The sequence below is a fragment of the Actinomadura sp. NEAU-AAG7 genome (assembly GCF_018603865.1).
Taxonomy (GTDB): domain Bacteria; phylum Actinomycetota; class Actinomycetes; order Streptosporangiales; family Streptosporangiaceae; genus Spirillospora; species Spirillospora litoris.
The window spans coordinates 8,481-33,923 of record NZ_JAHFZY010000016.1; the positions used below are offsets into that span (position 1 = coordinate 8,481).

A 25,443-nucleotide genomic window follows, 5' to 3' on the forward strand; every position below is an offset into this window, starting at 1 on the left:
ACCGGTGACCCGTCGAGCACGCAATATCGAGGACATCCTCCCGCTGTCCCCCCTCCAGGAGGGGCTGCTGTTCCACAACGTCTACGACGAGCAGGCGCCGGACGTCTACAGCACCCAGCTCGCGGTGGAGTTCGAGGGGCGCTTCGACGCGGCCGCCATGCGGGAGGCCGCGTCGGCGCTGCTGCGCCGCCACGCGAACCTGCGCGCCGGGTTCCGGCACGAGGGCCTCAGCCGCGCCGTCCAGGTGATCATGCGCGAGGTCGAGCTGCCCTGGCGGGAGGTCGACCTCTCCGGTCTTGACGAGGACGGGCGCCGCGCCGAGCTGGCCCGGATCGAGGAGGAGGACCGCTGGCGCCGCTTCGACCTGCGCACGCCGCCGCTGCTGCGGTTCACGCTCGCCGGGCTCGGCGGCGACCGGCACCGGCTGGTCCTCACCAGCCACCACATCCTGTGGGACGGCTGGTCCACCGCGATCTTCCTGCGCGAGCTGCTCGCCCTCTACACCGGCGGCGGGGACGCGCTGCCGAAGGTCCGCCCCTACCGCGACTACCTGGCCTGGCTCGCCGCGCGTGACGCGGACGCGGCCAAGGCCGCCTGGAGCAGGGCGCTCGACGGCCTGGAGGAGCCGACGCTGCTCGCCGGGCCGGACGCCGCGACGGACACGAGCGCGCCGGACCACCTGGAGTTCACGCTCCCCGCCCCGGCCGTCACCGCGCTGACCGAGGCGGCCCGCGCCGCCGGGGTGACCGTCAACACCGCCGTCCAGATCGCCTACGCGCTGGTCGTCGGCGCGCTCACCGGGCGCCGCGACATCGTCGTCGGCGTCACGGTGTCGGGCCGGTCGCCGGAGCTGCCCGGTGTCGAGTCGATGGTCGGGCTGTTCATCAACACGCTCCCGCTCCGCGTGCGGACGAGCCCCGGCGAGCCCGTGGGCGAACTGCTGGCGCGGGTGCAGCGGGAGCAGGCGGCGCTGCTCGCCCACCAGCACCTCAGCCTCCACGAGATCCAGCGGCAGGCGGGGCTCGGCGCGCTGTTCGACGCGTCGATGGTGTTCGAGAACTACCCGCTGGACAGCGCCGAGCTGAGCGGCATGGCCGCCGCCGGGGGAGCGCGGGTGCTGGACGTCGAGCACCGCGACGACACCCACTACCCGCTCGGGATGCTCGTGACCCCGGGCGAGGAGTACCGGTTCCGGCTCGACCACCGTTGCGAGACCGTCGGCGCCGCCGCCGCGCGGGGCGTCGCCGACCGGCTCGTCCGGCTGCTGGAGGTCTTCGCCGCCGCCCCCGGGACCCCGGTCGGGCGGCTCGACCTGCTCACCCCGTCCGAGCGGGCGGCGCTGGACGGCTGGAACGACACCGCGCGCGACGTGCCGTCCGGCCACCTCCCCGCGCTGTTCGAGCGGCAGGCCGCCGCGACCCCGGACGCCGTCGCGGTCGTGTCCGGTACGACCGAGCTGACCTACGCCGACCTCAACGCGCGCGCGAACCGGCTCGCGCGGCTGCTGGTCGAGCGCGGCGCCCGGCCCGAGACGCGCGTCGCCGTCCGCGCGCCGCGCTCGGTGGGGCAGGCCGTGGCGCTGCTCGCGGTGCTGAAGTCGGGCGCCGCGTACCTGCCGGTCGATCCCGGGTACCCGGCCGACCGCGTCGCGTTCATGCTGGAGGACGCCGCGCCGCTGCTCATGCTCGGCACCGGCGAGCCGCACCCGGGCATCGACTTCCTGTCCCTGGACGACCCCGCCCTGACCGGCGACGGCCTCACCGGATACGGCGCGGACGACGTCACCGACGCCGACCGCCTCGCGCCGCTCGACGTCGCCGGCCCCGCCTACGTCATCTACACCTCGGGCTCCACGGGACGCCCCAAGGGCGTCGTGGTCACCCATCGGGGCATCGCGAGCCTGGCCGCCGGGCAGATCGAGCGGTTCGGCGTCCGCCCCGGCGACCGGGTGCTCCAGTTCGCGTCGCCGAGCTTCGACGCCGCCGTCTCCGAGGTGTGCATGGCGCTGCTCGCGGGCGCCCGCGTCGTCCTCGAACCCGCCGAGCGGCTGCTGCCCGGGCCCGCGCTGATCGACACGCTCGCCGCGCACGCGGTGACGCATGTGACGCTGCCGCCGTCCGCGCTCGCCGTCCTGCCCGAGGACGCGCTGCCGCCGGAGACCGTGCTGGTCGTGGCGGGCGAGGCGTGCCCGGCCGACCTCGTGGCCCGCTGGGCGCCCGGCCGCCGGATGATCAACGCGTACGGGCCGACGGAGTCGACCGTCTGCGCGACGATGAGCGGGCCGTTGCGGGGCCCCGGTGCCCCGCCGATCGGCCGTCCCATCGTCAACACGCGCGTGTTCGTGCTGGACGAGGGCCTGCGTCCGGTGGCGCCGGGCGTCGCCGGTGAGCTGTACATCGCGGGCGCGGGCCTGGCGCGCGGCTACCTGAACCGCGCGGCGCTGTCGGCCGAGCGGTTCGTGGCCTGCCCGTTCGGCGGTGCCGGGGAGCGGATGTACCGGACGGGCGACCTGGCGCGCTGGACGTCCGCCGGCGAGCTGGAGTTCCTCGGCCGCGCCGACCAGCAGGTGAAGCTGCGCGGGTTCCGGATCGAGCCGGGTGAGATCGAGGCGGCGCTGACCTCCCACCCCGGGGTCGAGCGCGCCGCCGTGCTCGTCCGCGAGGACCGCCTCGTCGCGTACGTGGTGCCGTCCGCGCCGGAGGGGCTGCGCGACCACCTGGCGGCGACGCTGCCGGACTACATGGTCCCGTCGGTCTTCGTGGCGCTGGACGACCTGCCGCTGACCCCCAACGGCAAGCTCGACCGCCGCGCCCTGCCCGCCCCCGAACTCGGCGCGGGCGCGCGCGGACGCCGCCCCCGCACGCCCCACGAGGAGATCCTCTGCGGGATCTTCGCCGACGTCCTCGGCGTCGCGCACGTCTCCCTCGACGACGACTTCTTCGCGCTGGGCGGCCACTCGCTGCTGGCGACGCGGCTGGTCAGCCGGGTGCGGTCGGTGCTGGGCGTGGAGCTGGCGGTCCGCGAGGTGTTCCGGTCGCCGACGGTCGCGGGCCTGTCGAGCGTGCTGACCTCGGCGAGCGGCGCTCGCGCGGGCGTCGCGGCCGTCGCTCGTCCGGAGCGGGTGCCGCTGTCGTTCGCGCAGCGCCGCCTGTGGTTCCTGCACCAGATGGAAGGGCCGAGCCCGACCTACAACCTGCCCGTGGCCGTCCGGCTGGAGGGCGACCTCGACCGCGCGGCGCTGAAGGCGGCTCTGGCCGACGTCGTCGCCCGGCATGAAGTACTCCGGACGGTCTTCGCCGAGGACGCCGAGGGCGCCTACCAGGTGATCCTCCCCGCCGACTCGGAGCAGGCCCGGCCGCCGCTGACCGTCCTGGACGATCCGGCCGCGTTCGAGGCCGCCGCGAGGCACGGGTTCGACCTCGCGAACGAGATCCCGATGCGCGCGTGGCTGCTGGAGGAAGGGCCCCGCAAGCACGTCCTGCTGCTACTGGTCCACCACATCGCGGGGGACGGGTGGTCGCTGCCCGTCCTCGCCCGCGACGTCGCCACCGCCTACGCGGCGCGCGCCGCCGGGACGGCGCCGCGGTGGACGCCGCTGCCCGTCCAGTACGCCGACTACACGCTCTGGCAGCACGAGGCGCTCGGGACCGAGGACGACCCCGAGAGCATCCAGGCGCGCCAGCTCGACCACTGGAAGCGGGCGCTCGCCGGGCTGCCCGAGGAACTGGACCTGCCGACCGACCGGCCGCGTCCGGCGGTCGCGTCCCATCGCGGCGGGACGGTCGCGTTCGAGGTCCCCGCCGAGGTGCACGCGCGGCTGGCGGGCCTGGCCCGCGAGACCCAGTCCAGCATGTTCATGGTCGTGCGGGCGGCGCTCGCCGCGCTGCTGTCGCGGCTCGGCGCGGGCACCGACATCCCGCTCGGCACGCCGATCGCGGGACGCGACGACCGCGCCCTGGAGGGCCTCGTCGGGTTCTTCGTCAACACGCTCGTGCTGCGGACGGACCTGTCCGGCGACCCCGCCTTCCGCGACCTGGTGACCCGCGTCCGCGAGGGCGACCTCGCCGCCTACGCCAACCAGGACGTGCCGTTCGAGCGGCTGGTCGAGGTGCTGAACCCGGCCCGGTTCATGGCCCGGCACCCGCTGTTCCAGGTGGCCGTGACCGTCGACCCCGGGACGGCGCCCGCCGCGCTCGACGGCTGCCCCGGGCTGGAGCTGTCGGTCGCGCCCCGCGAGTCCGGCGCGGCGAAGTTCGACCTGCTGTTCGCGCTGGTCGAGCGGCACGACGTCACGGGCGCCCCGATCGGGCTGCGCGGTGAGGTCGAGTACGCCGCCGAGCTGTACGACGCGGAGACCGTCGCCGCGATGGCCGGACGGCTCGTCCGCCTGCTGGGCGCCGCCGCCGAGGACCCCGCAGCGCCCATCGGGAGCCTGGACATCCTCGACGAGGCCGAGCGGGAGGCCGCGACCGCGCCGTGGGAGCGGCTCGACACGGCCGACACACTCGTCGGCCTGTTCGAGACCCGGGCCGCCCAGGCCCCGGACGCCGTCGCCGTGTCGGCGCCGGGCCACGACGCCCTCACCTACGGGGAGCTGAACGCGCGCGCCAACCGCCTCGCCCGGCACCTGGTCGGGCGCGGCGCGGGCCCGGAGCGCTTCGTCGCCGTCGCGCTGCCCCGCACGCCCGACCTGGTCGTCGCGCTGCTGGCGGTGCTGAAGTCGGGCGCGGCCTACATCCCGATCGACCCCGGCTACCCGGCCGCGCGCATCGCGTTCATGCTCGACGACGCGGCGCCCGAACTGGTGATCACCAGCGGCGGCACCGAGACGGACGTGCCGCGCGTCCTCGTCGACGATCCCGCGCTCGCCGCCCACGACCCCGCCGACCTCACCGGCGTCGCGCGCGACCCCGACCACCCGGCCTACGTCATCTACACCTCCGGGTCGACGGGCCGTCCGAAGGGCGTGCCGGTCACCCACCGCAACGTGGTGCGGCTGATGGCCGCCACCGACGGCGACTTCGGGTTCGGCCCGGACGACGCCTGGACGCTCTTCCACTCCTACGCCTTCGACTTCTCGGTCTGGGAGCTGTGGGGCGCGCTCGCCCACGGCGGGAGGCTCGTCGTCGTCCCGCAGTCGGTGACCCGCGCGCCCGAGGAGTTCCTCGACCTGCTGGCCCGCGAGCGCGTCACGGTGCTGAACCAGACGCCGTCGGCGTTCTACCAGCTCATCTCCGCCGACGCGGCCGAGGGCGCCGGCCTGCCCGCGCTGCGGTACGTGGTGTTCGGCGGGGAGGCGCTCGACCCGTCCCGGCTCTCGGGCTGGTACGCGCGGCACGGCGAGCGCACCCGCCTGGTGAACATGTACGGGATCACCGAGACGACCGTCCACGTCACCTACCGGCCGCTGGACGCCGCGTCCGCCGGGCGGTCCCGCAGCCTGATCGGCCGCCCGCTCCGCGACCTCGCCGCCTACGTGCTGGACGCGGCGCTCCAGCCGGTCCCGCCGGGCGTCGCCGGGGAGCTGTACGTCGCGGGCGGCGGCCTGGCGCGCGGCTACCTGAACCGGCTCGGCCTGACGGCGGAGCGGTTCGTCGCCGACCCCTACGGCCCCGCCGGGACGCGGATGTACCGCACCGGCGACGTCGCCCGCTGGACGGCGGACGGCGAGCTGGAGTACCTCGGCCGCGCCGACGACCAGGTGAAGATCCGCGGGTTCCGGATCGAGCTGGGCGAGGTCGAGTCCGCGCTGGTCGGCTGCCCCGGGGTCGGCGAGGCCGCCGTGGTCGTCCGCGACGACGCGCACGGCGACCTCCGCATGGACGCCTACCTCGTCCCGGACGGAGCGGCGGAGGGCCTGGTGGAGGCGGTCCGCGAGCGGCTCGCCGCCGACCTGCCCGGCTACATGGTCCCCGCCGCGTTCGTCGTGCTGGACGCGCTGCCGCTGACCGCCAACGGCAAGCTCGACCGGCGGGCGCTGCCCGTCCCCGAGCGCGCCGCGCGGCCCGCCGGGCGCGCCCCGCGCACCCCGCGCGAGGAGGCGCTCTGCGCGATCTACGCCGACGTGCTCGGCGTCCCCGAGGTCGGCATCGACGACGACTTCTTCGAGCTGGGCGGGCACTCGCTGCTCGCCACGCGCCTGGCGGGGCGGATCCGCTCCGCGCTCGGCGTCGACCTGCCCGTCCGGCGCCTGTTCGAGGCGCCCCGGATCGCGGACCTGGTCGACCTGCTCGAACCGGCCGCGCCCGCCACCGGAACGCTCACCGCCGGGCCGCGTCCCGACCGGATCCCGCTGTCGTTCGCGCAGCGGCGGCTGTGGTTCCTCGACCGGTTCGAGGGCCCGAGCCCGACCTACAACCTGCCCGCCGCGCTCCGCCTCACCGGCGGGCTGGACGCGGCGGCGCTCCAGGCCGCCCTGCACGACCTGGTCGCGCGGCACGAGGTGCTCCGCACGGTGATCGCCGACGAGGACGGCACCCCCTACCAGCGGGTCCTGGACGAGGCGCGCCCCGAACTGGTCCGCGTCCGCACCAGCGAGGGGCGGCTGCCCGGCGAGCTGAGCGCCGCCGCGCGGCACGCGTTCGACATCGGCGCCGAGATCCCGCTGCGCGCCTGGCTGTTCGAGCTGGGCGGCGACCGGCACGTGCTGCTGCTGCTCGTCCACCACATCGCGGGGGACGGCTGGTCGCTGCCCGTCCTCGCCCGCGACCTCGCCGCCGCCTACACCGCGCGCCGCGCCGGCGCGGCCCCGGGCTGGGAGCCGCTGCCGGTCCAGTACGCCGACTACACGCTCTGGCAGCGCGACACCCTCGGCTCCGAGGACGACCCGGGCAGCGTCGTCTCCCGCCAGCTCGCCTACTGGGAGGACGCGCTCGCGGGCCTGCCCGAGGAGCTGGAGCTGCCGACCGACCGCCCGCGTCCCGCGACCGCGTCGCAGCGCGGCGACACGATCGCCTTCGACGTCCCGGCCGACGTCCACGCCCGCCTCGCGGGCCTCGCGCGGCGGCACCGGGCCAGCACGTTCATGGTCGTGCAGGCCGCGCTGGGCCTGCTGCTGACCCGGCTCGGCGCGGGCACCGACGTCCCGATCGGCACGCCCGTCGCCGGACGCGGCGACCGCGCGCTCGAAGACCTCGCGGGGTTCTTCGTCAACACGCTCGTGCTGCGCACCGACACCTCGGGGGACCCGACGTTCGCCGAGCTGGTCGAGCGCGTTCGGGAACGGAACCTGGAGGTCTACACCCACCAAGACGTCCCGTTCGAGCGGCTGGTGGAGCTGCTTAACCCAGCCCGCTCCACCGCCCGGCACCCGCTGTTCCAGGTCGTGCTGGCCTTCGACAACGACGGGACGGGCGGCGCCCCCGAGCGGTTCGGCGACCTCGCCGCCGAGCGGGAGCCCACCGACCTCGACGTCGCCAAGTTCGACCTGGTGTTCTCCTTCAGCGAGGGGCCGGGCGGGCTCGCGGGTTCCGTGCAGTTCGCGACCGACCTGTACGACGCGGCGACGGCCGGGTCGATGGCGGCCCGGCTGGTCGCGCTGCTGGCGGCGGCCGTGCGGGACCCGTCCGCGCCGGTCGGGACGCTGGACGTGCTGACCCCGGCCGAGCGCGAGAAGGCGCTCGTGACCTGGAACGACACCGCCACGCCCGTCCCGGCGGCGACGCTGCCCGAGCTGCTGGAGGCCCGGGTCGCGTCGGCGCCCGATGACCTGGCGGTCATCTCCGCGTCCGGGACGCTGACCTACGCGGAGCTGAACGCGCGGGCGAACCGGGTCGCGCGGCGGCTGATCGGGCTCGGCGTCGGGCCCGAGCGGATCGTCGCGCTCGTCCTGCCCCGCTCGGTCGAGCAGGTCGTGACCGCGCTCGCCGCGGTCAAGGCGGGCGGCGCGTACCTGCCGGTCGACCCCGCCTACCCGGCCGACCGGATCGCGTTCATGCTGGAGGACTCCGCGCCCGCGCTGGTCGTCGCGGACCGCGACGTCCCGTCCGGCGCCGCCCCGGTTCTGCGCCCGGAGGAGCTTGATGTCCCCGGTGACGAAACCGACGTCACCGACGCCGAGCGGCTCGCGCCGCTGCGGGCCGCGCACCCCGCCTACGTCATCTACACCTCCGGGTCGACGGGGCGTCCGAAGGGCGTCGTGCTCTCGCACGCGGGCATCCCGAGCCTCACCGCCGCCGAGGCGGACACGCTCGGCGCGGGGCCGGGCGACCGCGTCCTCCAGCTCGCCTCGCCGAGCTTCGACGCGTCGGTGATGGAGCTGCTGATGGCGCTCCCGAACGGCGCCGCGCTCGTGATCGCGCCCGACGGACCGGTCGTCGGCGACGACCTCGCCGACGTGCTGGCCACCCACGGGGTGACGCACGCGCTGATCCCGCCGACCGTGCTCGGCAGCGTCCCCGCCACCGACCTGCCCGACTTCCGCGTGCTGGTGGTCGGCGGCGAGGCGTGCTCGGCCGAGCTGGTCGCCCGCTGGTCCGCCGGCCGGACGATGATCAACGCCTACGGCCCGACCGAGGTCACGGTCGCCGCGACGATGAGCGGCCGGCTGACCGGCGAGGGCCTGCCGCCGATCGGCCGCCCGATCGCCAACACCCGCCTCTACGTGCTGGACGAGGGGCTGCGGCCCGTCCCGCCCGGCGTCCCCGGCGAGCTGTACGTCGCGGGGCCCGGCCTGGCGCGCGGCTACCTGAACCGGCCGGGCCTGACGGCGGAGCGGTTCGTCGCCGACCCGTTCGGCGGCCCCGGCGCGCGCATGTACCGGACGGGCGACCTCGTCCGCCACCGCCCCGACGGCACGCTCGACTACGGCGGCCGGGCCGACGACCAGGTCAAGATCCGGGGCCTGCGGATCGAGACCGGCGAGATCGAGACCGCGCTCGCCGCGCACCCCGCCGTCGCCCAGTGCGCCGTGCTCGCCCGCGAGGGGCGCCTCGTCGCCTACGTCGTCCCGGGCGTCCCGGCCGACGAGCTGCGCGAGCACCTCGGGCGGACGCTGCCCGACTACATGGTGCCCGCCGCGTTCGTCCCGCTGGAGGCGCTGCCGCGCACCGCCAACGGCAAGCTCGACCGGCGCGCGCTGCCCGCGCCCCCGCCGCCCGAGCGGACGGCCGCCGCCGAGCCCGGCACGCCCCGCGAGGAGCTGCTGTGCGGGCTGTTCGCCGAGGTGCTGGGGCTGGAGCGGGTCGGCGTCGACCAGGGGTTCTTCGACCTCGGCGGCGACAGCATCTCCTCGATCCAGCTCGTCAGCCGGGCGCGCCGGGCCGGGCTGGTGATGTCGCCCAGGGACGTGTTCGAGCACAAGACCGTCGCCGCGCTCGCGCGGACCGTCACCACGGCGGACGGCGCCGGGGGCGAGGCGCCCGGCGCGGGCGTCGGCCCGCTGCCCGCCACCCCGATCATGCGCTGGCTCGCCCGGCGCGGCGGGCCCATCGACGGGTTCCACCAGTCGATGGTGCTGCGGACGCCCGCCGGGCTCCGGCACGAGCACCTCCTCGCCGCCGTGCAGGCGCTGCTCGACCACCACGACGTCCTGCGCCTGCGCCTCGGCGCCGACGGCGACCCCGTCATCGAGGGGCCGGGCGCGGTCAAGGCCGCCGACTGCCTGCGCCGCGTCGAGGCCACGACGACCGGCACCGAGGCGATGCGGCCGCACGCGCTCGCCGCCCGCGACCGGCTCGACCCGGGCTCCGGCTCGGTCGTCCAGGCGGTCTGGTTCGACCAGGGTCCCGACGTGCAGGGGCGGCTGCTGCTGACCGTCCACCACCTCGCCGTGGACGGCGTCTCCTGGCGGATCCTCGGCCCCGACCTCGCCGAGGCGTGCCGGGCCGCCGCGAACGGGGACGTCCCGGCGCTGGAGCCGGTCGGCACGTCGTTCCGCACGTGGGCGCGCCGGCTGGCCGAGGCCGCGCTGGAGCCGTCGCGGGCCGCCGAGGCCGCGCTGTGGAGGCGCGTGCTGGAGCCGCCCGCGCCGCCGCTCGGCGACCGCCCGCTCGACCCGGAACGCGACACCCACGCGACCGCCGGGCACCTGTCGCTGACGCTGCCCGCCGACGTCACCGAGGCCGTGCTCACCCGCGTCCCGGCCGCCTACAACGCGGGCGTCAACGACGTCCTGCTGACCGCGTTCGCGCTCGCCATGCCCGGCGGGCCGGACGGGGTGCTCCTCGACCTGGAGGGCCACGGGCGGCAGGAGCAGGTGGCGGGCGCCGACCTGTCCCGCACCGCGGGATGGTTCACCAGCATGTACCCGGTGCGGCTGGACCCCGGCGGCACCGACCCGGACGCGGCGCTCAAACGGATCAAGGAGCGCCTCCGGGAGATCCCCGACCAGGGGATCGGCTACGGGATGCTGCGCTACCTCAACCCCGGCACGGCCGAGGCCCTCGCCGGCCTGCCCGAGCCGCCCGTGGGGTTCAACTACCTCGGCCGGTTCGCGGTCGGCGCGGAGGAGACCGACTGGTCGGTGGTGCCGGAGGCGGCCGGGCTCGCGCCCGCCGAGGACGGCGCCGCGCCCCTCGCGCACGTCGTGGAGGTCAACGCGCTCACTCAGGACGGCGCGCACGGCCCCGAGCTGGTCGCCGGCTGGACGTGGGCGACCGGGGTGATCGGCGAGGCCCGCGTCCGCGCGATGGCCGAGGGCTGGTTCGCCGCCCTGCGGGGCCTGGCCGGGGCGGCGGCGCGGTCGGGCGCGGGCGGGCTGACGCCGTCCGACGTGGTGCTGGACACCATCAGCCAGAGCGAGATCGAAGAGTTCGAAGAGAGTCTGGAAGCCGAGTGGGGGACGTGGGAGTGAGTCAGCAGCAGCGGATCATCGAGGACATCCTGCCCCTCTCCCCGTTGCAGGAGGGGCTGCTGTTCCACAGCTTCTACGACGAGGACGCCACCGACGTCTACACCGTCCAGCTCTCCTTCGACCTGACCGGCGAGCTGGACGTCGAGACCGCCAAGGACGCGGCGCGCAGGCTGCTGGAGCGGCACGCGACGCTGCGGGTCGCGTTCCGGCAGCGCAAGTCGGGCGAGTGGGCGCAGCTCGTCGCGCGCAAGGTCGCGCTGCCCTGGACCGACGTGGACCTGTCGGGCCTGCCCGCCGCCGAGCGCGACGCCGAGGCCGAGCGGCTCGCCGCCGACGACCGCGCGAAGCGCTTCGACATCTCCCGCCCGCCGCTGGTGCGGTTCACGATGCTGAGGCTGGAGGACGAGCGGCACCGGCTGATGGTCTCCATCCACCACACGGTGATGGACGGCTGGTCGCTGCCGATCGTGATCCGCGAGCTGCTGGCGTTCTACCTCGGGCGTGGCGACACGCTGCCGCCCGTCCGCCCCTACCGGGACTACCTGCGCTGGCTGACCGCGCAGGACACCGCCGCCGCCGAGAACGTGTGGCGGCAGGCCCTCGCCGGGCTGGAGGGCCCGACGCTCGCCGCCTCGCCCGGCCCCGGCTACGCGCCCGTCACCCCCGAGCGGCTGGAGTTCGGGCTGTCCGAGCGCGCGTCGGCCGCGCTGTCGGAGCGGGCCCGCGCCCTCGGGCTGACGCTGAACACCCTCGTCCAGGGCGCCTGGGCGATCGTGCTGAGCCGGATGACCGGGCGCTCCGACGTCGTGTTCGGCGCGACGGTGTCGGGCCGCCCGCCGGAGGTGCCCGGCGTCGAGTCGATGGTCGGGCTGTTCATCAACACGCTGCCGCAGCGGCTGCGGCTGGAGGAGTCCGAGACGCTGCCGCAGATGCTGATGCGGCTCCAGAAGGAGCAGCACCCGCTGCGCGACCACCCCTACCTGGGCCTCGCCGACATCCAGCGCGCGTCCGGGCACGGCGAGCTGTTCGACACCTCGGTGGTCTTCGAGAACTTCCCGCTCGAACGCTTCGAGGACGCGAGCGAGCAGGCCGAGGACGGCCCGCGCTTCGCCAGCCCGAAGGCCGTGTCCGCCAACCACTTCGCGCTGAGCCTGTGCGCGCTGCCGCAGGAGGCGCTGCGCTTCCGGCTGTTCTACCAGCCGGAGCTGTTCGACCGCGCGCAGGCCGAGGCCGTCGCCGACCGGGTGCTGCGCGTCCTGGACACGATGGTCGCCGAGCCGAACCTGCGGGTCGGCGCCGTCGACGTCCTCGCGCCGGACGAGCGGGCGCGGCTGCTGCGTCCGGCCGAGCGCGAGGAGGAGAGCGGCGCGACGCTGGTCGAGCTGTTCCAGGAGCAGGCCGCCCGCACGCCGGACGCGCCCGCGCTGACGGCCGGGGACACGACGCTCACCTACGCGGAGCTGAACGCCCGCGCCAACCGCCTCGCCCGGCGGCTGGTCGGGCTGGGCGCCGGGCCGGAGCGGTTCGTCGCGCTGGCCATGCCGCGCTCCGCCGACCTGGTCGTGGCGATGCTCGCGACCGTCAAGGCCGGCGCCGCGTACCTGCCGGTCGACCCGGCCTACCCGTCCGACCGCATCGGCTACATGCTCGCGGACGCCGCGCCCGCGCTGGTGCTCACCACCCGTGGGCTCGCCGGCGAGCTGCCGCCGGTGGACGCGCCCGTCCTGCACGCCGAGGACCTGATCACCGATGACGGCGACGCCGCCGACCTCAGCGAGGCCGACCGGGAAGCACCGCCCTCCGACCGGCACCCGGCCTACCTGATCTACACCTCGGGCTCGACCGGCCGTCCCAAGGGCGTCGTGGTCGAGCACCGGTCCGTCGGCGCGTACCTGCGGCGGGCCCGCGACACCTACCCGAGCACGCGGGAGTCGACGCTGGTCCACTCGCCGGTCGCGTTCGACCTGACCGTGACCGCGCTGTACACGCCGCTCGTCGGCGGCGGCCACGTCCACCTCGCCGAGCTGGACGAGAACGCCCCGGCCGGGACGGCGTTCATGAAGGCCACCCCGAGCCACCTGACGATCCTCGGCTCGCTGCCCGACGAGATCTCCCCGACCGGGACGCTGATCCTCGGCGGCGAGGCGCTGTCGGGCGAGGTGCTGGAGGGCTGGCGGTCCCGGCACCCCGGCGCCACCGTCTACAACGCCTACGGGCCGACCGAGGCGACCGTGAACTGCCTCGACCACCGGCTCGACCCGGGCGCCCCGACCCCGGACGGCGCGGTCCCGATCGGGCGGCCGTTCTCCTACGTCCGCGCCTACGTGCTGGACGCCGGGCTGCGGCCCGTCCCGCCCGGCGTCGCGGGCGAGCTGTACATCGGCGGCGCCGCCCTCGCGCGCGGCTACCTGAACCGGGCGGCGCTGACCGCCGAGCGGTTCACCGCCGACCCCTACGGCCCGCCCGGCGCCCGCATGTACCGGACCGGCGACCTCGCCCGCGTCCGCGCGGACGGCGACCTGGAGTTCGCCGGACGCGCCGACCACCAGGTCAAGGTGCGCGGCCACCGGATCGAGCCCGGCGAGATCGAGGCGGCGCTCGCCGCGCACCCCGGCGTCGCGCGCGCCGTCGTGGTCGTCCGCGAGGACGAGCCCGGCGACCCGCGCCTGGCCGCCTACGTCGTGCCCGCCGGGGACGCCCGCCCCGACGCGGCGGAGCTGCGCGAGCACGCGGCCCGGTCGCTGCCCGAGCCGATGGTCCCCTCGGCGGTCGTCACGCTCGACGAGCTGCCGCTGACCCCGAACGGCAAGCTCGACCGCGCGGCGCTGCCCGCCCCCGAGGACGACGCGCCCCGCGCCACCGGACGTCCCCCGCGCACCCCGCAGGAGGAGATCCTGTGCGGGCTGTTCGCCGACGTGCTCGGCCTCGCCCGGATCGGCGTGGACGACGACTTCTTCGAGGTCGGCGGGCACTCGCTGCTGGCGATCCGGCTGGTCAGCCGCGTCCGCTCGACGCTGAACGTCGAGCTGGCGATCCGCCAGGTGTTCGAGACGCCGACGGTGGCGTCGCTGGCGGCGGCCATCGGCGGTGTCGACGGCGGCGGCCGCGAGCCGCTGACCCGGGCCGAGCGTCCCGAGCGGGTGCCGCTGTCGTTCGCGCAGCGGCGGCTGTGGTTCCTCAACCAGCTCGACGGCCCCAGCCCGACCTACAACATCCCGGCGGCGCTCCGCCTCGGCGGGCCGCTGGACCACGCGGCGTTCCGCGCCGCGCTCGCCGACGTCACCGACCGGCACGAGAGCCTCCGGACGGTCTTCGCCGAGGACGCCGACGGCCCCCGCCAGGTGATCCTCCCCGCCGGTTCCGGCCCGGAGCCCGTCATCGAGGACGTCCCGGAGGAGCGCCTCCAGGAGCGGCTCGGCGAGGCCGTCCGCTCCGGGTTCGACCTGTCGGCGGAGCCGCCGCTGCGCGTGTGGCTGCTGCGCACGGCCCCCGACGAACACGTACTGCTGTTCGTCGTCCACCACATCGCGGGTGACGGCTGGTCGATGCCGCTGCTCGTCCGCGACCTGACCCTCGCCTACGAGGCGCGGGTCGCGGGCCGCCTGCCGAACTGGGCGCCGCTGCCGGTGCAGTACGCCGACTACGCGCTCTGGCAGCGCCGCGTCCTCGGCTCCGAGGACGACCCCGACAGCCCCATCTCCCGGCAGCTCGCGTTCTGGGAGGAGTCCCTCGCCGGGCTGCCCGAGGAGCTGGCGCTGCCGTTCGACCGGCCGCGCCCGGCCGTCTCGTCCCACGAGGGCGGCACGGTCTCCTTCGACGTCCCCGGCGACCTGCACCGCGCGCTGCTCGGCCTCGCCCGGGAGAGCCAGGCCAGCCTGTTCATGGTGGTGCGCGCCGCGCTCGCGACGCTGCTGTCGCGCATGGGCGCCGGGACGGACGTGCCGATCGGCACGCCCATCGCGGGCCGCACCGACGAGGCCGTCGAGGACCTCGTCGGGTTCTTCCTCAACAACCTGGTGCTGCGCGCGGACCTGTCGGGCGACCCGACGTTCCGCGAGCTGGTCGCGCGGGTCCGCGAGAACGACCTCGCCGCCTACGCCAACCAGGACGTCCCGTTCGAGCGCATGGTCGAGGTGCTCAACCCGGCGCGCTCGATGTCGCGGCACCCGCTCTACCAGGTCGCGCTCGCCTTCAACAACAACGACTGGCGCTCGGCGTCGGACTCGGTCGCGCGGCTCGCCGGGCTGACCGTCACCGGCAACCCGGTCGGCACCGGCATCGCCCGGTTCGACCTGTCGCTGGCCGTCGAGGAGCGGCACGCCGAGGACGGCGCGCCCGACGGCCTGTCGGCCGCGCTCGTCTACAGCACCGACCTGTTCGACCGGGAGACCGTCGAGGCGCTCGCGCGGCGCTTCGTCCAGGTGCTCGCGGCGGTGACCGCCGACCCGGGCCTGAAGGTGGGCCGTGTCGACGTGCTCACCCCCGACGAGCGCCACCGCCTCCTGCCCGCGCCCCTCCCGGTGCCGGACGACGACTCCGTCGTGGCGCCGTCGGTCGTGACGATGTTCGAGGAGCAGGTCCGCCGCACCCCGGACGCGCCCGCCGTCATGGACGCGTCGGTCACGCTCACCTACGCCGAGCTGAACGCGCTCGCCAACCGGCTCGCCCGCCTCCTCGCCGACCGCGGCGCCGGGCCGGAGCGGTTCGTGGCCTTGGCCATGCGGCGCTCGGTGGGCCTCGTCGTCGCGCAGCTCGCGGTGATGAAGGCCGGGGCCGCGTACCTGCCGGTCGACCCCGGCTATCCGGCCGACCGGGTCGCGTTCATGCTGGAGGACGCGCGCCCCGGGCTGGTGATCACCACCGGCGAGGACGCCCCGGCCGGGGTCGAGGTGCTGCGCCTCGACACCCCCGAGACCACCGCGCTGCTCGACGCGCTGCCCGACACCGACCTCGGGCGGGACGTCCCGCCCGGCCAGGCCGCCTACACGATCTACACCTCCGGCTCGACCGGCCGCCCCAAGGGCGTCGTCGTCGAGCACCGGGCGCTCGGCGCCTACCTGCGCCGCGCCCGCGACGCCTACCCGAGCGCGGCGGGCACCGTGCTCGTCCACTCGCCGGTCGCGTTCGACATGACGGTCGCGGCCGTCTACACCCCGCTCGTCGGCGGCGGCCTCGCCCGCCTCGCCGAGCTGGACGAGGACGCCGCGGCCGGCCCGCGCCCCACGTTCATGAAGGCTACGCCGAGCCACCTGACGATCCTCGGCGCGCTGCCGGACACCGCCGGGCCGTCCGGCACGCTGGTGCTCGGCGGCGAGGCGCTGATCGGCGAGGCGCTGGCGGACTGGCGCGCCCGCAACCCAGGCGTCGCGGTCGTCAACGCCTACGGGCCGACCGAGGCGACCGTCAACTGCCTTGAGCACCGGATCGAGCCGGGCGCGCCGGTCCCGGCCGGGCCCGTCCCGATCGGCCGCCCGTTCGAGAACGTCCGCGCCTACGTCCTGGACGCGGCGCTCCGCCCGGTGCCGCCCGGCGTGCGCGGCGAGCTGTACGTCGCGGGCGCGTCGCTGGCGCGCGGCTACCTGAACCGGCCCGGCCTGTCGGCGGAGCGGTTCGTCGCCGACCCGTTCGGCGCGCCCGGCACCCGCATGTACCGCACCGGCGACCTCGCGCGGTTCCGCGCCGACGGGGACATCGATTTCCTCGGCCGCGCCGACGACCAGGTCCAGCTCCGCGGCTTCCGCATCGAGCTCGGCGAGATCGAGGCCGCGCTGACCGGGCACCCGGACGTGGCCCGCGCCGCCGCCGTCGTCCGCGAGCCCGAGCACGGCGACCAGCGCCTCGTCGGCTACGTCGTGCCCGCCTCCGGCGCGCGGCTCGACCCGGCGGCGGTGCGCGCGCACGCCGCCGCGTTCCTGCCCGACTACATGACGCCCGCCGTCGTCGCCGCGGTCGCCGACCTGCCGCTGAACGCGAGCGGCAAGCTCGACCGCGCCGCGCTGCCCGCCCCCGAGGACCTCGCGGGCGAGGCGGGGCGGCGGCCGCGCAGCCCGCGCGAGGAGATCCTGTGCGGGCTGTTCGCCGACGTCCTCGGCGTCCCGCAGGTCGGCCCCGACGACGACTTCTTCGCGCTCGGCGGGCACTCGCTGCTGGCGATCCGGCTGGTCAGCCGCGTCCGGAAGGCGTTCGGCGGGGACCTCGCGATCCGCCAGGTGTTCCAGACGCCGACGGTGTCCGGCCTCGCCGCCGCGCTGGACGGCGCGGGCGAGGACCGGCCGCGCCTGGTCGCCGGGCCGCGCCCGGACCGCGTCCCGCTCTCCTACGCGCAGCGGCGGCTGTGGTTCCTCGGCAAGCTGGAGGGGCCGAGCCCCGCCTACAACATCCCGGCGGCGCTGCGGCTGACCGGCGACCTCGACCGCGACGCGCTGTTCGCCGCGCTCGACGACGTCGCCGTCCGGCACGAGAGCCTCCGGACCGTCTTCGCCGAGGACGACGACGGCCCCTACCAGAAGGTGCTGTCGCCCGAGCGGGCCCGGCTCCGGCCGGTCGTCCGGAAGGTCACCGAGGACGAGCTGGACGACGCGCTCGGACGCGCCGCCCGGCACCCCTTCGACCTCGCCGCCGAGATCCCCGCACGGGTGTGGCTGTTCGAGCTCGGCCCGCGGGAGCACGTGCTGCTCGTCCTCGTGCACCACATCTCCAGCGACGGCTGGTCGATGCCGCTGCTGGCCCGCGACCTGACCACCGCGTTCGCGGCCCGCCGCGCCGGCGCCGCGCCGGTGTGGACGCCGCTGCCCGTCCAGTACGCCGACTACACCCTCTGGCAGGGCGAGAGCCTCGGCTCCGAGACCGACCCCGGCAGCCCGATCTCCCGGCAGCTCGCCTTCTGGGGCGAGAACCTCGCCGGGATCCCCGAGGAGCTGGCGCTGCCCGCCGACCGGCCGCGCCCCGCCGAGGCGTCCCACCGGGGCGGCCGGGTGCGCTTCGACGTCCCCGCCGAGGTGCACGCCCGGCTCGCCGCGCTCGCCAGGGAGCGCAACGCCAGCGTGTTCATGGTCGTGCACGCCGCCGTCGCGGCGCTGCTCACCAGGATGGGCGCGGGCACCGACCTGCCGATCGGCACGCCCGTCGCCGGACGCGCCGACGAGGCCCTCGACGACCTCGTCGGGTTCTTCGTCAACACGCTCGTGCTGCGCACCGACACGGCGGGCGACCCGAGCTTCGCCGACCTCCTCGACCGCGTCCGCGAGGCCGACCTGGCCGCCTACGCGCACCAGGACGTCCCGTTCGAGCGGCTCGTGGAGGTGCTCAACCCCGCCCGGTCGATGGCGCGGCACCCGCTGTTCCAGGTCATGCTGGCCTTCAACAACAACGACCAGAGCGCCGCGCCGCAGGGCGCCACCGAGCTGCCCGGGCTGAGCATCGCCGGGACGCCGGTCGGCGCGGGCGTGGCCCGCTTCGACCTGATGTTCGCGCTGGTCGACCTGCACGACGAGGCCGGGGCCCCGGCCGGGCTGACCGGCGCCGTCGAGTACAGCGCCGACCTGTTCGAGCACGGCACGGCCGAGGCGCTCACCGGCCGCCTGCTGCGGCTGCTCGCCGCCGTCGCGGACGACCCGTCCCGCCGGATCGGCGACCTCGACGTGCTGGCCGAGGACGAGCGGCGCCGCGTCCTGCTCGACTGGAACGACACCGCCGGCGCGGTGCCCGCCGGTTCGCCCGCAGGCTCGCTCGCCGGGCTGGTCGAGCGGCACGCCGCCGCCACCCCGGACGCCGTCGCCGTCGAGGACGGCGACTCCTCGCTGACCTACGCCGAGCTGGACGCGCGCGCCGACCGGCTCGCGCACCTGCTGATCGGACGCGGCGCCGGGCCGGAGCGCTACGTCGCGGTCGCGCTGCCGCGCTCTCCGGAGCTGGCCGTCGCGCTGCTCGCGGTGCTGAAGGCCGGCGCCGCGTACCTGCCGGTCGATCCCGGGTACCCGGCCGACCGGATCGCGTTCATGCTGGAGGACGCCGCGCCCGCGCTGGTCGTGACGTCCGGGGACGTGCCGCTGCCCGGCACCGCCGCGCCCGTCCTGCGGCTGGACGAGCAGGACCTCGCGGCCTACCCGGCCACCGCGCCCGAGGGCGTGTCGCGGGCGCCCGGGCACCCGGCGTATGTGATCTACACGTCCGGGTCCACGGGGCGTCCGAAGGGCATCGTCATGCCCGCCGGTTCGCTGCTGAACCTGCTGGCCTGGCACGGCGGCGCGGTGCCCGCCGGGACGACCGCGCAGTTCACGGCCGTGAGCTTCGACGTCTCCGTGCAGGAGATCCTCGGCACGCTGGCGGGCGGCGGGCGCCTGGTCGTCTGCCCCGAGGACACCCGCCGCAGCCCCGAGGACCTGGCCGCCTGGATCCGCGACCGGCGGATCGAGGAGCTGTTCGCGCCGAACCTCGTCATCGACGCGCTCGCCGAGGTGGGCGAGGCCCTGCCGACGCTGGCGCACATCGCGCAGGCGGGCGAGGCGCTCACGCTCAACGCGCCGCTGCGCGAGCTGTTCGCGCGGGCGCCGGGCCGCAGGCTGCACAACCACTACGGCCCCGCCGAGACCCACGTGGTCACCGCGACCACGCTGCCCGAGGACCCGGCGGACTGGCCGTCCACCCCGCCGATCGGCCGCCCCATCGCCAACACGCGCGTCTACGTGCTGGACGAGGGGCTCCGCCCGGTGGCGCCGGGCGTCACGGGTGAGCTGTACATCGCGGGCGCGTCGCTGGCGCGCGGCTACCTGAACCGTCCGGGGCTGTCGGCCGAGCGGTTCGTCGCGTGCCCGTTCGGCGGTGCCGGTGAGCGCATGTACCGGACGGGCGACCTCGCCCGCTGGAACGCCGAAGGCGAGCTGGAGTACCTCGGCCGCGCCGACCAGCAGGTGAAGCTCCGCGGGTTCCGGATCGAGCCGGGCGAGATCGAGAACGTCCTCGCCGCGCACCCGGGGGTCGCGCGGGCGGCGGTGCTCGTCCACGAGCAGCGGCTCGTCGCGTACGTGGTGCCGTCCGCGCCGGAGGGGCTGCGCGACCACCTGGCGGCGACGCTGCCGGACTACATGGTCCCGTCGGTCTTCGTGGCGCTGGACGAGCTGCCGCTGACCCCCAACGGCAAGCTCGACCGGGCCGCGCTGCCCGTCCCCGTCCCGGCCGGCTCCCGCGACGGGCGCCGTCCGCGCTCCCCGCAGGAGGAGATCCTCTGCGGCGTCTTCGCCGAACTGCTCGGCGTGCCCGCCGTCTCCGTCGACGACGACTTCTTCGCGCTGGGCGGCCACTCGCTGCTGGCGACGCGGCTGGTCAGCCGGGTGCGGTCGGTGCTGGGCGTGGAGCTGGCGGTCCGCGAGGTGTTCCGGTCGCCGACGGTCGCGGGCCTGTCGAGCGTGCTGACCTCGGCGAGCGGCGCTCGCGCGGGCGTCGCGGCCGTCGCTCGTCCGGAGCGGGTGCCGCTGTCGTTCGCGCAGCGCCGCCTGTGGTTCCTGCACCAGATGGAAGGGCCGAGCCCGACCTACAACCTGCCCGTGGCCGTCCGGCTGGAGGGCGACCTCGACCGCGCGGCGCTGAAGGCGGCTCTGGCCGACGTCGTCGCCCGGCATGAAGTACTCCGGACGGTCTTCGCCGAGGACGCCGAGGGCGCCTACCAGGTGATCCTCCCCGCCGACTCGGAGCAGGCCCGGCCGCCGCTGACCGTCCTGGACGATCCGGCCGCGTTCGAGGCCGCCGCGAGGCACGGGTTCGACCTCGCGGCCGAGATCCCGTTCCGCGCGTGGCTGTGCGAGGCGGCGCCCGGCGAGAACGTCCTGCTCCTGCTCGTCCACCACATCGCGGGGGACGGCTGGTCCATGCGGCTGCTGTCGCGCGACCTGACCGCCGCCTACACGGCCCGCCGCGCCGGGACGGAGCCGGACTGGGCGCCGCTGCCCGTCCAGTACGCCGACTACACGCTCTGGCAGCACGACCTGCTCGGGGAGGACGACGCGCTCGTCTCCCGGCAGCTCGACCACTGGCGGACGGCCCTCGCCGGGCTCCCGGAGGAACTGGCGGTCCCCACCGACCGGCCGCGTCCGGCGGCGGCGTCCTACCGGGGCGAGGCGATCCCGTTCGATGTCCCCGCCGACGTCCACGCGCGGCTGACCGACCTCGCCCGCGACGACCGGGCCAGCGTGTTCATGGTCGTGCAGGCGGCGCTGTCGGTGCTGCTGAACCGGCTCGGCGCGGGCGAGGACGTCCCGATCGGCACGCCGGTCGCGGGCCGCACCGACGCGGCCGTCGAGGACCTGATCGGGTTCTTCGTGAACACGCTCGTGCTGCGCGGCGACCTGTCCGGCGACCCGACGTTCCGCGAGCTGGTCCGCCGGACGCGGGAGGTCGACCTCGCCGCCTACGCCAACCAGGACGTGCCGTTCGAGCGCCTCGTCGAGGAGCTGAACCCGGCGCGGTCCATGGCCCGGCACCCGCTGTTCCAGACCATGCTGACCTGGAGCAGCGACGCCCAGGCGGAGGAGGACGCGCTCTCCGGGCTGTCCGCCGCCCGCGAGGGCACCCGGACCGGCGCCGCCAAGGTCGACCTGTCGTTCAGCCTGGAGGAGCGCTTCGACGCCTCCGGCAAGCCGATGGGCCTCGCTGGAGCGTGCGTCTACAGCACCGACCTGTTCGACCGGGCGTCCGTCGAGACGCTGGTGGAGCGGTTCCGGCGCGTCCTGGTCGCGGTCGCCGAGACCCCCGAGCTGCGCGTGTCGGACGTCGACGTCCTCGACGCGGCCGAGCGCGAGCGGGTCGTGTCGGGCTGGAACGCCACGGCGGCGGCCGTCCCGCCCGGCTCGGTGCCCGCCTGGTTCGAGGAGCGCGTCACCGACGCCCCCGGCGAGACGGCGCTGGTGTGCGGCGGCGAGGAGCTGTCCTACGCCGACCTCGACGCCCGGGCCGACGCGCTGGCCCGGGTCCTGGCCGGACGCGGCGTCGGCCCCGGCGACCTGGTCGCGGTGGCGCTGCCGCGCTCGGTCGAGCTGGTGGTGGCGCTGCTCGCGGTGATGCGGTCCGGGGCGGCGTTCGTCCCGCTCGACACCGCCTACCCCGCCGACCGGATCGCGTTCATGGTCCGGGACGCGGCGCCGGTGCTGGCCCTGGTCGGCGCCCGGACCCGCGACGCGGTGCCCGGCGTCCCGGCGCTGGTGGTCGGCGAGGCCCCCGAGGCCCCCGAGGTCGCGCTGCCCGAGGTGGCCGACCTGGACCCGGCCTACGTGATCTACACCTCCGGGTCGACCGGCCGTCCCAAGGGCGTGGTGGTCCCGCACCGGGCGCTGGCGAACTTCCTGTCCTCGATGCGGGACCGCCTCGGCCTGGACGCGGGCGACCGGCTCCTCGCGGTCACGACCGTCGGGTTCGACATCGCGGGCCTGGAGTTGTTCCTGCCGCTGGTCACGGGTGCGGGCGTCGTGCTGGCGACCGGCGACCAGGCCGCCGACCCCGCCGAGCTGACCGCGCTGGTCGCCCGCCACCACGTGACGGCGTTGCAGGCGACGCCGGGGCTGTGGCGTGCGCTGGTCGAGCACGACGCGGCGGCGTTCGCCGCCGTCCGGGTGCTGGTCGGCGGCGAGGCGCTGCCGCCCGACCTCGCCGGTGAGCTGGCGAAGGCAGGACGCTCGGTGACGAACCTGTACGGGCCGACCGAGACGACGATCTGGTCGACGGCCGCCGACGTGACGTCCCCGGACGCGCGGATCGGCCGTCCGATCGGCAACACGCAGGTCTACGTCCTGGACGCGGGCCTGTCGCCGGTCGCCCCCGGCGTCGCGGGCGAGCTGTACATCGCGGGCGACGGGCTGGCGCGCGGCTACCTGAACCGTCCGGCGCTGTCGGCGGAGCGGTTCGTGGCCTGCCCGTTCGGCGCCGAGGGGGAGCGGATGTACCGCACCGGCGACCTCGTCCGCTGGACGGCCGGGGGCGAGCTGGAGTACCTCGGCCGCGTCGACCACCAGGTCAAGATCCGCGGGTTCCGGATCGAGCTGGGCGAGATCGAGTCGGTCCTCGCCGGGCACCCCGGGGTGTCGCGGGTCGTGGTGGTCGCCCGGGACGACGGCGCGGGCACCGCCCGCCTCGTCGCCTACCTCGTCCCCTCGGACGGCCCCGTGGACGTGCAGGACCTCCGCCGCCACCTCGGCGGCGCACTCCCCGCCTACATGGTGCCGTCGGCGTTCGTCGAGCTGGACGAGCTGCCGCTCACCCCCAACGGAAAGATCGACCGCAAGGCGCTGCCCGAACCGGAACTCGGCACCGCCGGGCAGGGCCGCGCGCCCCGCACCGAGCGCGAGGAGATCCTCTGCGGGCTGGTCGCCGACATCCTCGGCCTGCCCAAGGTCTCCATCGACGACGACTTCTTCGTACTCGGCGGACACTCCCTGCTCGCACTGCGGCTGGTGAGCCGGATCCGCTCCACATTGGGCCAGGAGATCAGCGTTCGCGGCTTCTTCGAGGCCCCGACCGTGGCCGGGCTCGCGGGACGGCTCGACCGTCCCGCCAAGGCCCGTCCGGCGCTCCGGCGGATGCCCAGGAACAAGGAGAGCTGATGATCCCCCTTTCCTACGCCCAGGAGCGGCTCTGGTTCCTCCACCAGTTGGAGGGGCCCAGCCCGCTGTACAACCTCCCGACCGCGATGCGGCTGACCGGCGCGCTGGACCGCGCCGCGCTCCGGGCCGCCCTCGGCGACCTCGCCGAACGGCACGAGAGCCTGCGGACCCTCGTCGCCGACAAGGGCGAGGGCCCCGAACAGGTCATCCTGGACGGCGTCCAGCCGGAACTGGCCGAGGTCCGCAGCACGCCCGACCGGATCGACGCCGACCTCGGCCGGGCCGCCCGGCACGGCTTCGACCTCACAGCGGAGATCCCGCTGCGCGCGACGCTGTTCGAGACCGGGCCGGGCGAGCACGTGCTGCTCGTCCTCGTGCACCACATCGCCGGGGACGGCTGGTCGATGCCGCTGCTGGCCCGCGACCTGATGACCGCGTACGCGGCCCGGCTGTCGGGCGGCGCGCCCGGCTGGGAGCCGCTGCCGGTGCAGTACGCCGACTACACGCTCTGGCAGCGGGAGGTCCTCGGATCCCCCGACGACCCCGAGAGCGAGATCTCCGGGCAGCTCGCCTTCTGGACCCGGGCGCTCGCCGGGCTCCCCGAGGAACTCGACCTGCCCTACGACCGCCCGCGCCCGGCCGAGCCATCCCACCGGGGCGACGTGCTCGCCTTCCAGGTCCCGGCCGAGGTGCACGTCCGGCTGCACGACCTGGCGCGCGAGCGGCGCTCCAGCGTCTACATGGTCGTGCAGGCCGCGCTCGCGGTGCTGCTCAACCGGCTCGGCGGAGGCGAGGACGTCCCGATCGGCACGCCCGTCGCGGGCCGCACCGACGAGGCCATGGAGGACCTCGTCGGCCTGTTCGTCAACACGCTCGTCATGCGCACCGACCTCTCGGGCGACCCGGCGTTCCTGGACCTCCTCGACCGCGTCCGCGACTACAGCCTGGACGCCTACGCCAACCAGGAGACCCCGTTCGAGCGGCTCGTCGAGGAGCTGAACCCGACCCGCTCCATGGGCCGGCACCCGCTGTTCCAGACGATGCTGACCTGGAACAACAACGACCGCTCGGCCGCCGAGAACGCCGCGTCCCGGCTCGGCGGGCTCACCGTCGCCGCGCACGCCGCCGAGACCGGCACCGCGCGCTTCGACCTGTCGTTCAGCCTGGAGGAGCGCTTCGACGCCTCCGGCAAGCCCCTCGGGCTCGCGGGCGCCTGCGTGTACAGCACCGACCTGTTCGAGCGGTCGTCCGCCGAGACGCTGGTGGAGCGGTTCCGCCGCGTCCTCGCGGCGGTCGCCGAGGCGCCCGAACTCCGCGTGTCGAAGATCGACGTCCTGGGCGCGGCTGAGCGCGAGCAAGTCCTGTCTACCTGGAACGCGACGGCTTTGGATGTTGCGCCCGGTTCGGTGCCGTCCTTGTTGGCCGGACGCGGTGAGGGTGTGGCGTTGGTGTGCGACGGCGTGGAGCTGTCGTATGCCGAACTGAACGCGCGCGTGGACGCGCTGGCTTGCGTCCTGGTGGGTCGGGGGGTCGGTGCTGGCGACCTGGTCGCGGTGGCACTGCCGCGCTCGGCCGAATTGGTCGTCGCATTGCTGGCCGTGATGCGGTCGGGTGCGGCGTTCGTTCCGATCGACACCTCGTATCCGGCGGACCGGATCGCGTTCATGATCGAGGACGCCTCGCCCGTACTCGCCTTGGTAGACGACTCGACCCGCGACGCGGTCCCGGGCGTTGCGCATCTGTCGATGGCGGAGTCCCACGAGGCGGCCGACGTCGCGCTGCCGGAGATCAACGCGTCGCAGCCCGCCTACGTGATCTTCACGTCGGGTTCGACGGGTCGCCCTAAGGGTGTGGTGATCCCCCATGGGGCGTTGACGAACTTCCTTGCCTCGATGCAGGACCGGTTCGGTCTGGACGCTGGCGACCGGCTCCTTGCCGTGACGACGGTCGGGTTCGACATCGCGGGCTTGGAGTTGTTCCTGCCGCTGGTCACGGGTGCGGGTGTGGTGTTGGCGACCGGCGACCAGGCTGCTGACCCTGGTGAGTTGGTGGAGTTGGTCGCCC

Annotated in this window: 3 protein-coding genes; all 3 read left to right on the plus strand. The window is 75.6% G+C overall.

Features of this window, described 5'->3' with window-relative positions; all coding sequences use genetic code 11:
* Nucleotides 1-4: 4 nt before the first annotated feature.
* Nucleotides 5-10,792 (plus strand): non-ribosomal peptide synthetase, encoded by a 10,788-nt coding sequence (locus KLI87_RS39545; protein ID WP_214621086.1) that lies wholly within the window; start codon nucleotides 5-7, stop codon nucleotides 10,790-10,792.
* Complete coding sequence (locus tag KLI87_RS39550) at nucleotides 10,789-23,379, plus strand: non-ribosomal peptide synthetase (protein ID WP_214621087.1); 12,591 nt, start codon at nucleotides 10,789-10,791, stop codon at nucleotides 23,377-23,379. The genes KLI87_RS39545 and KLI87_RS39550 overlap by 4 nt, the downstream gene beginning before the upstream one ends.
* Nucleotides 23,379-25,443, plus strand: a 2,065-nt coding sequence (locus KLI87_RS39555) for a condensation domain-containing protein (RefSeq protein ID WP_214621088.1), incomplete at its 3' end; no start/stop codon positions are given. The genes KLI87_RS39550 and KLI87_RS39555, both read left to right, overlap by 1 nt.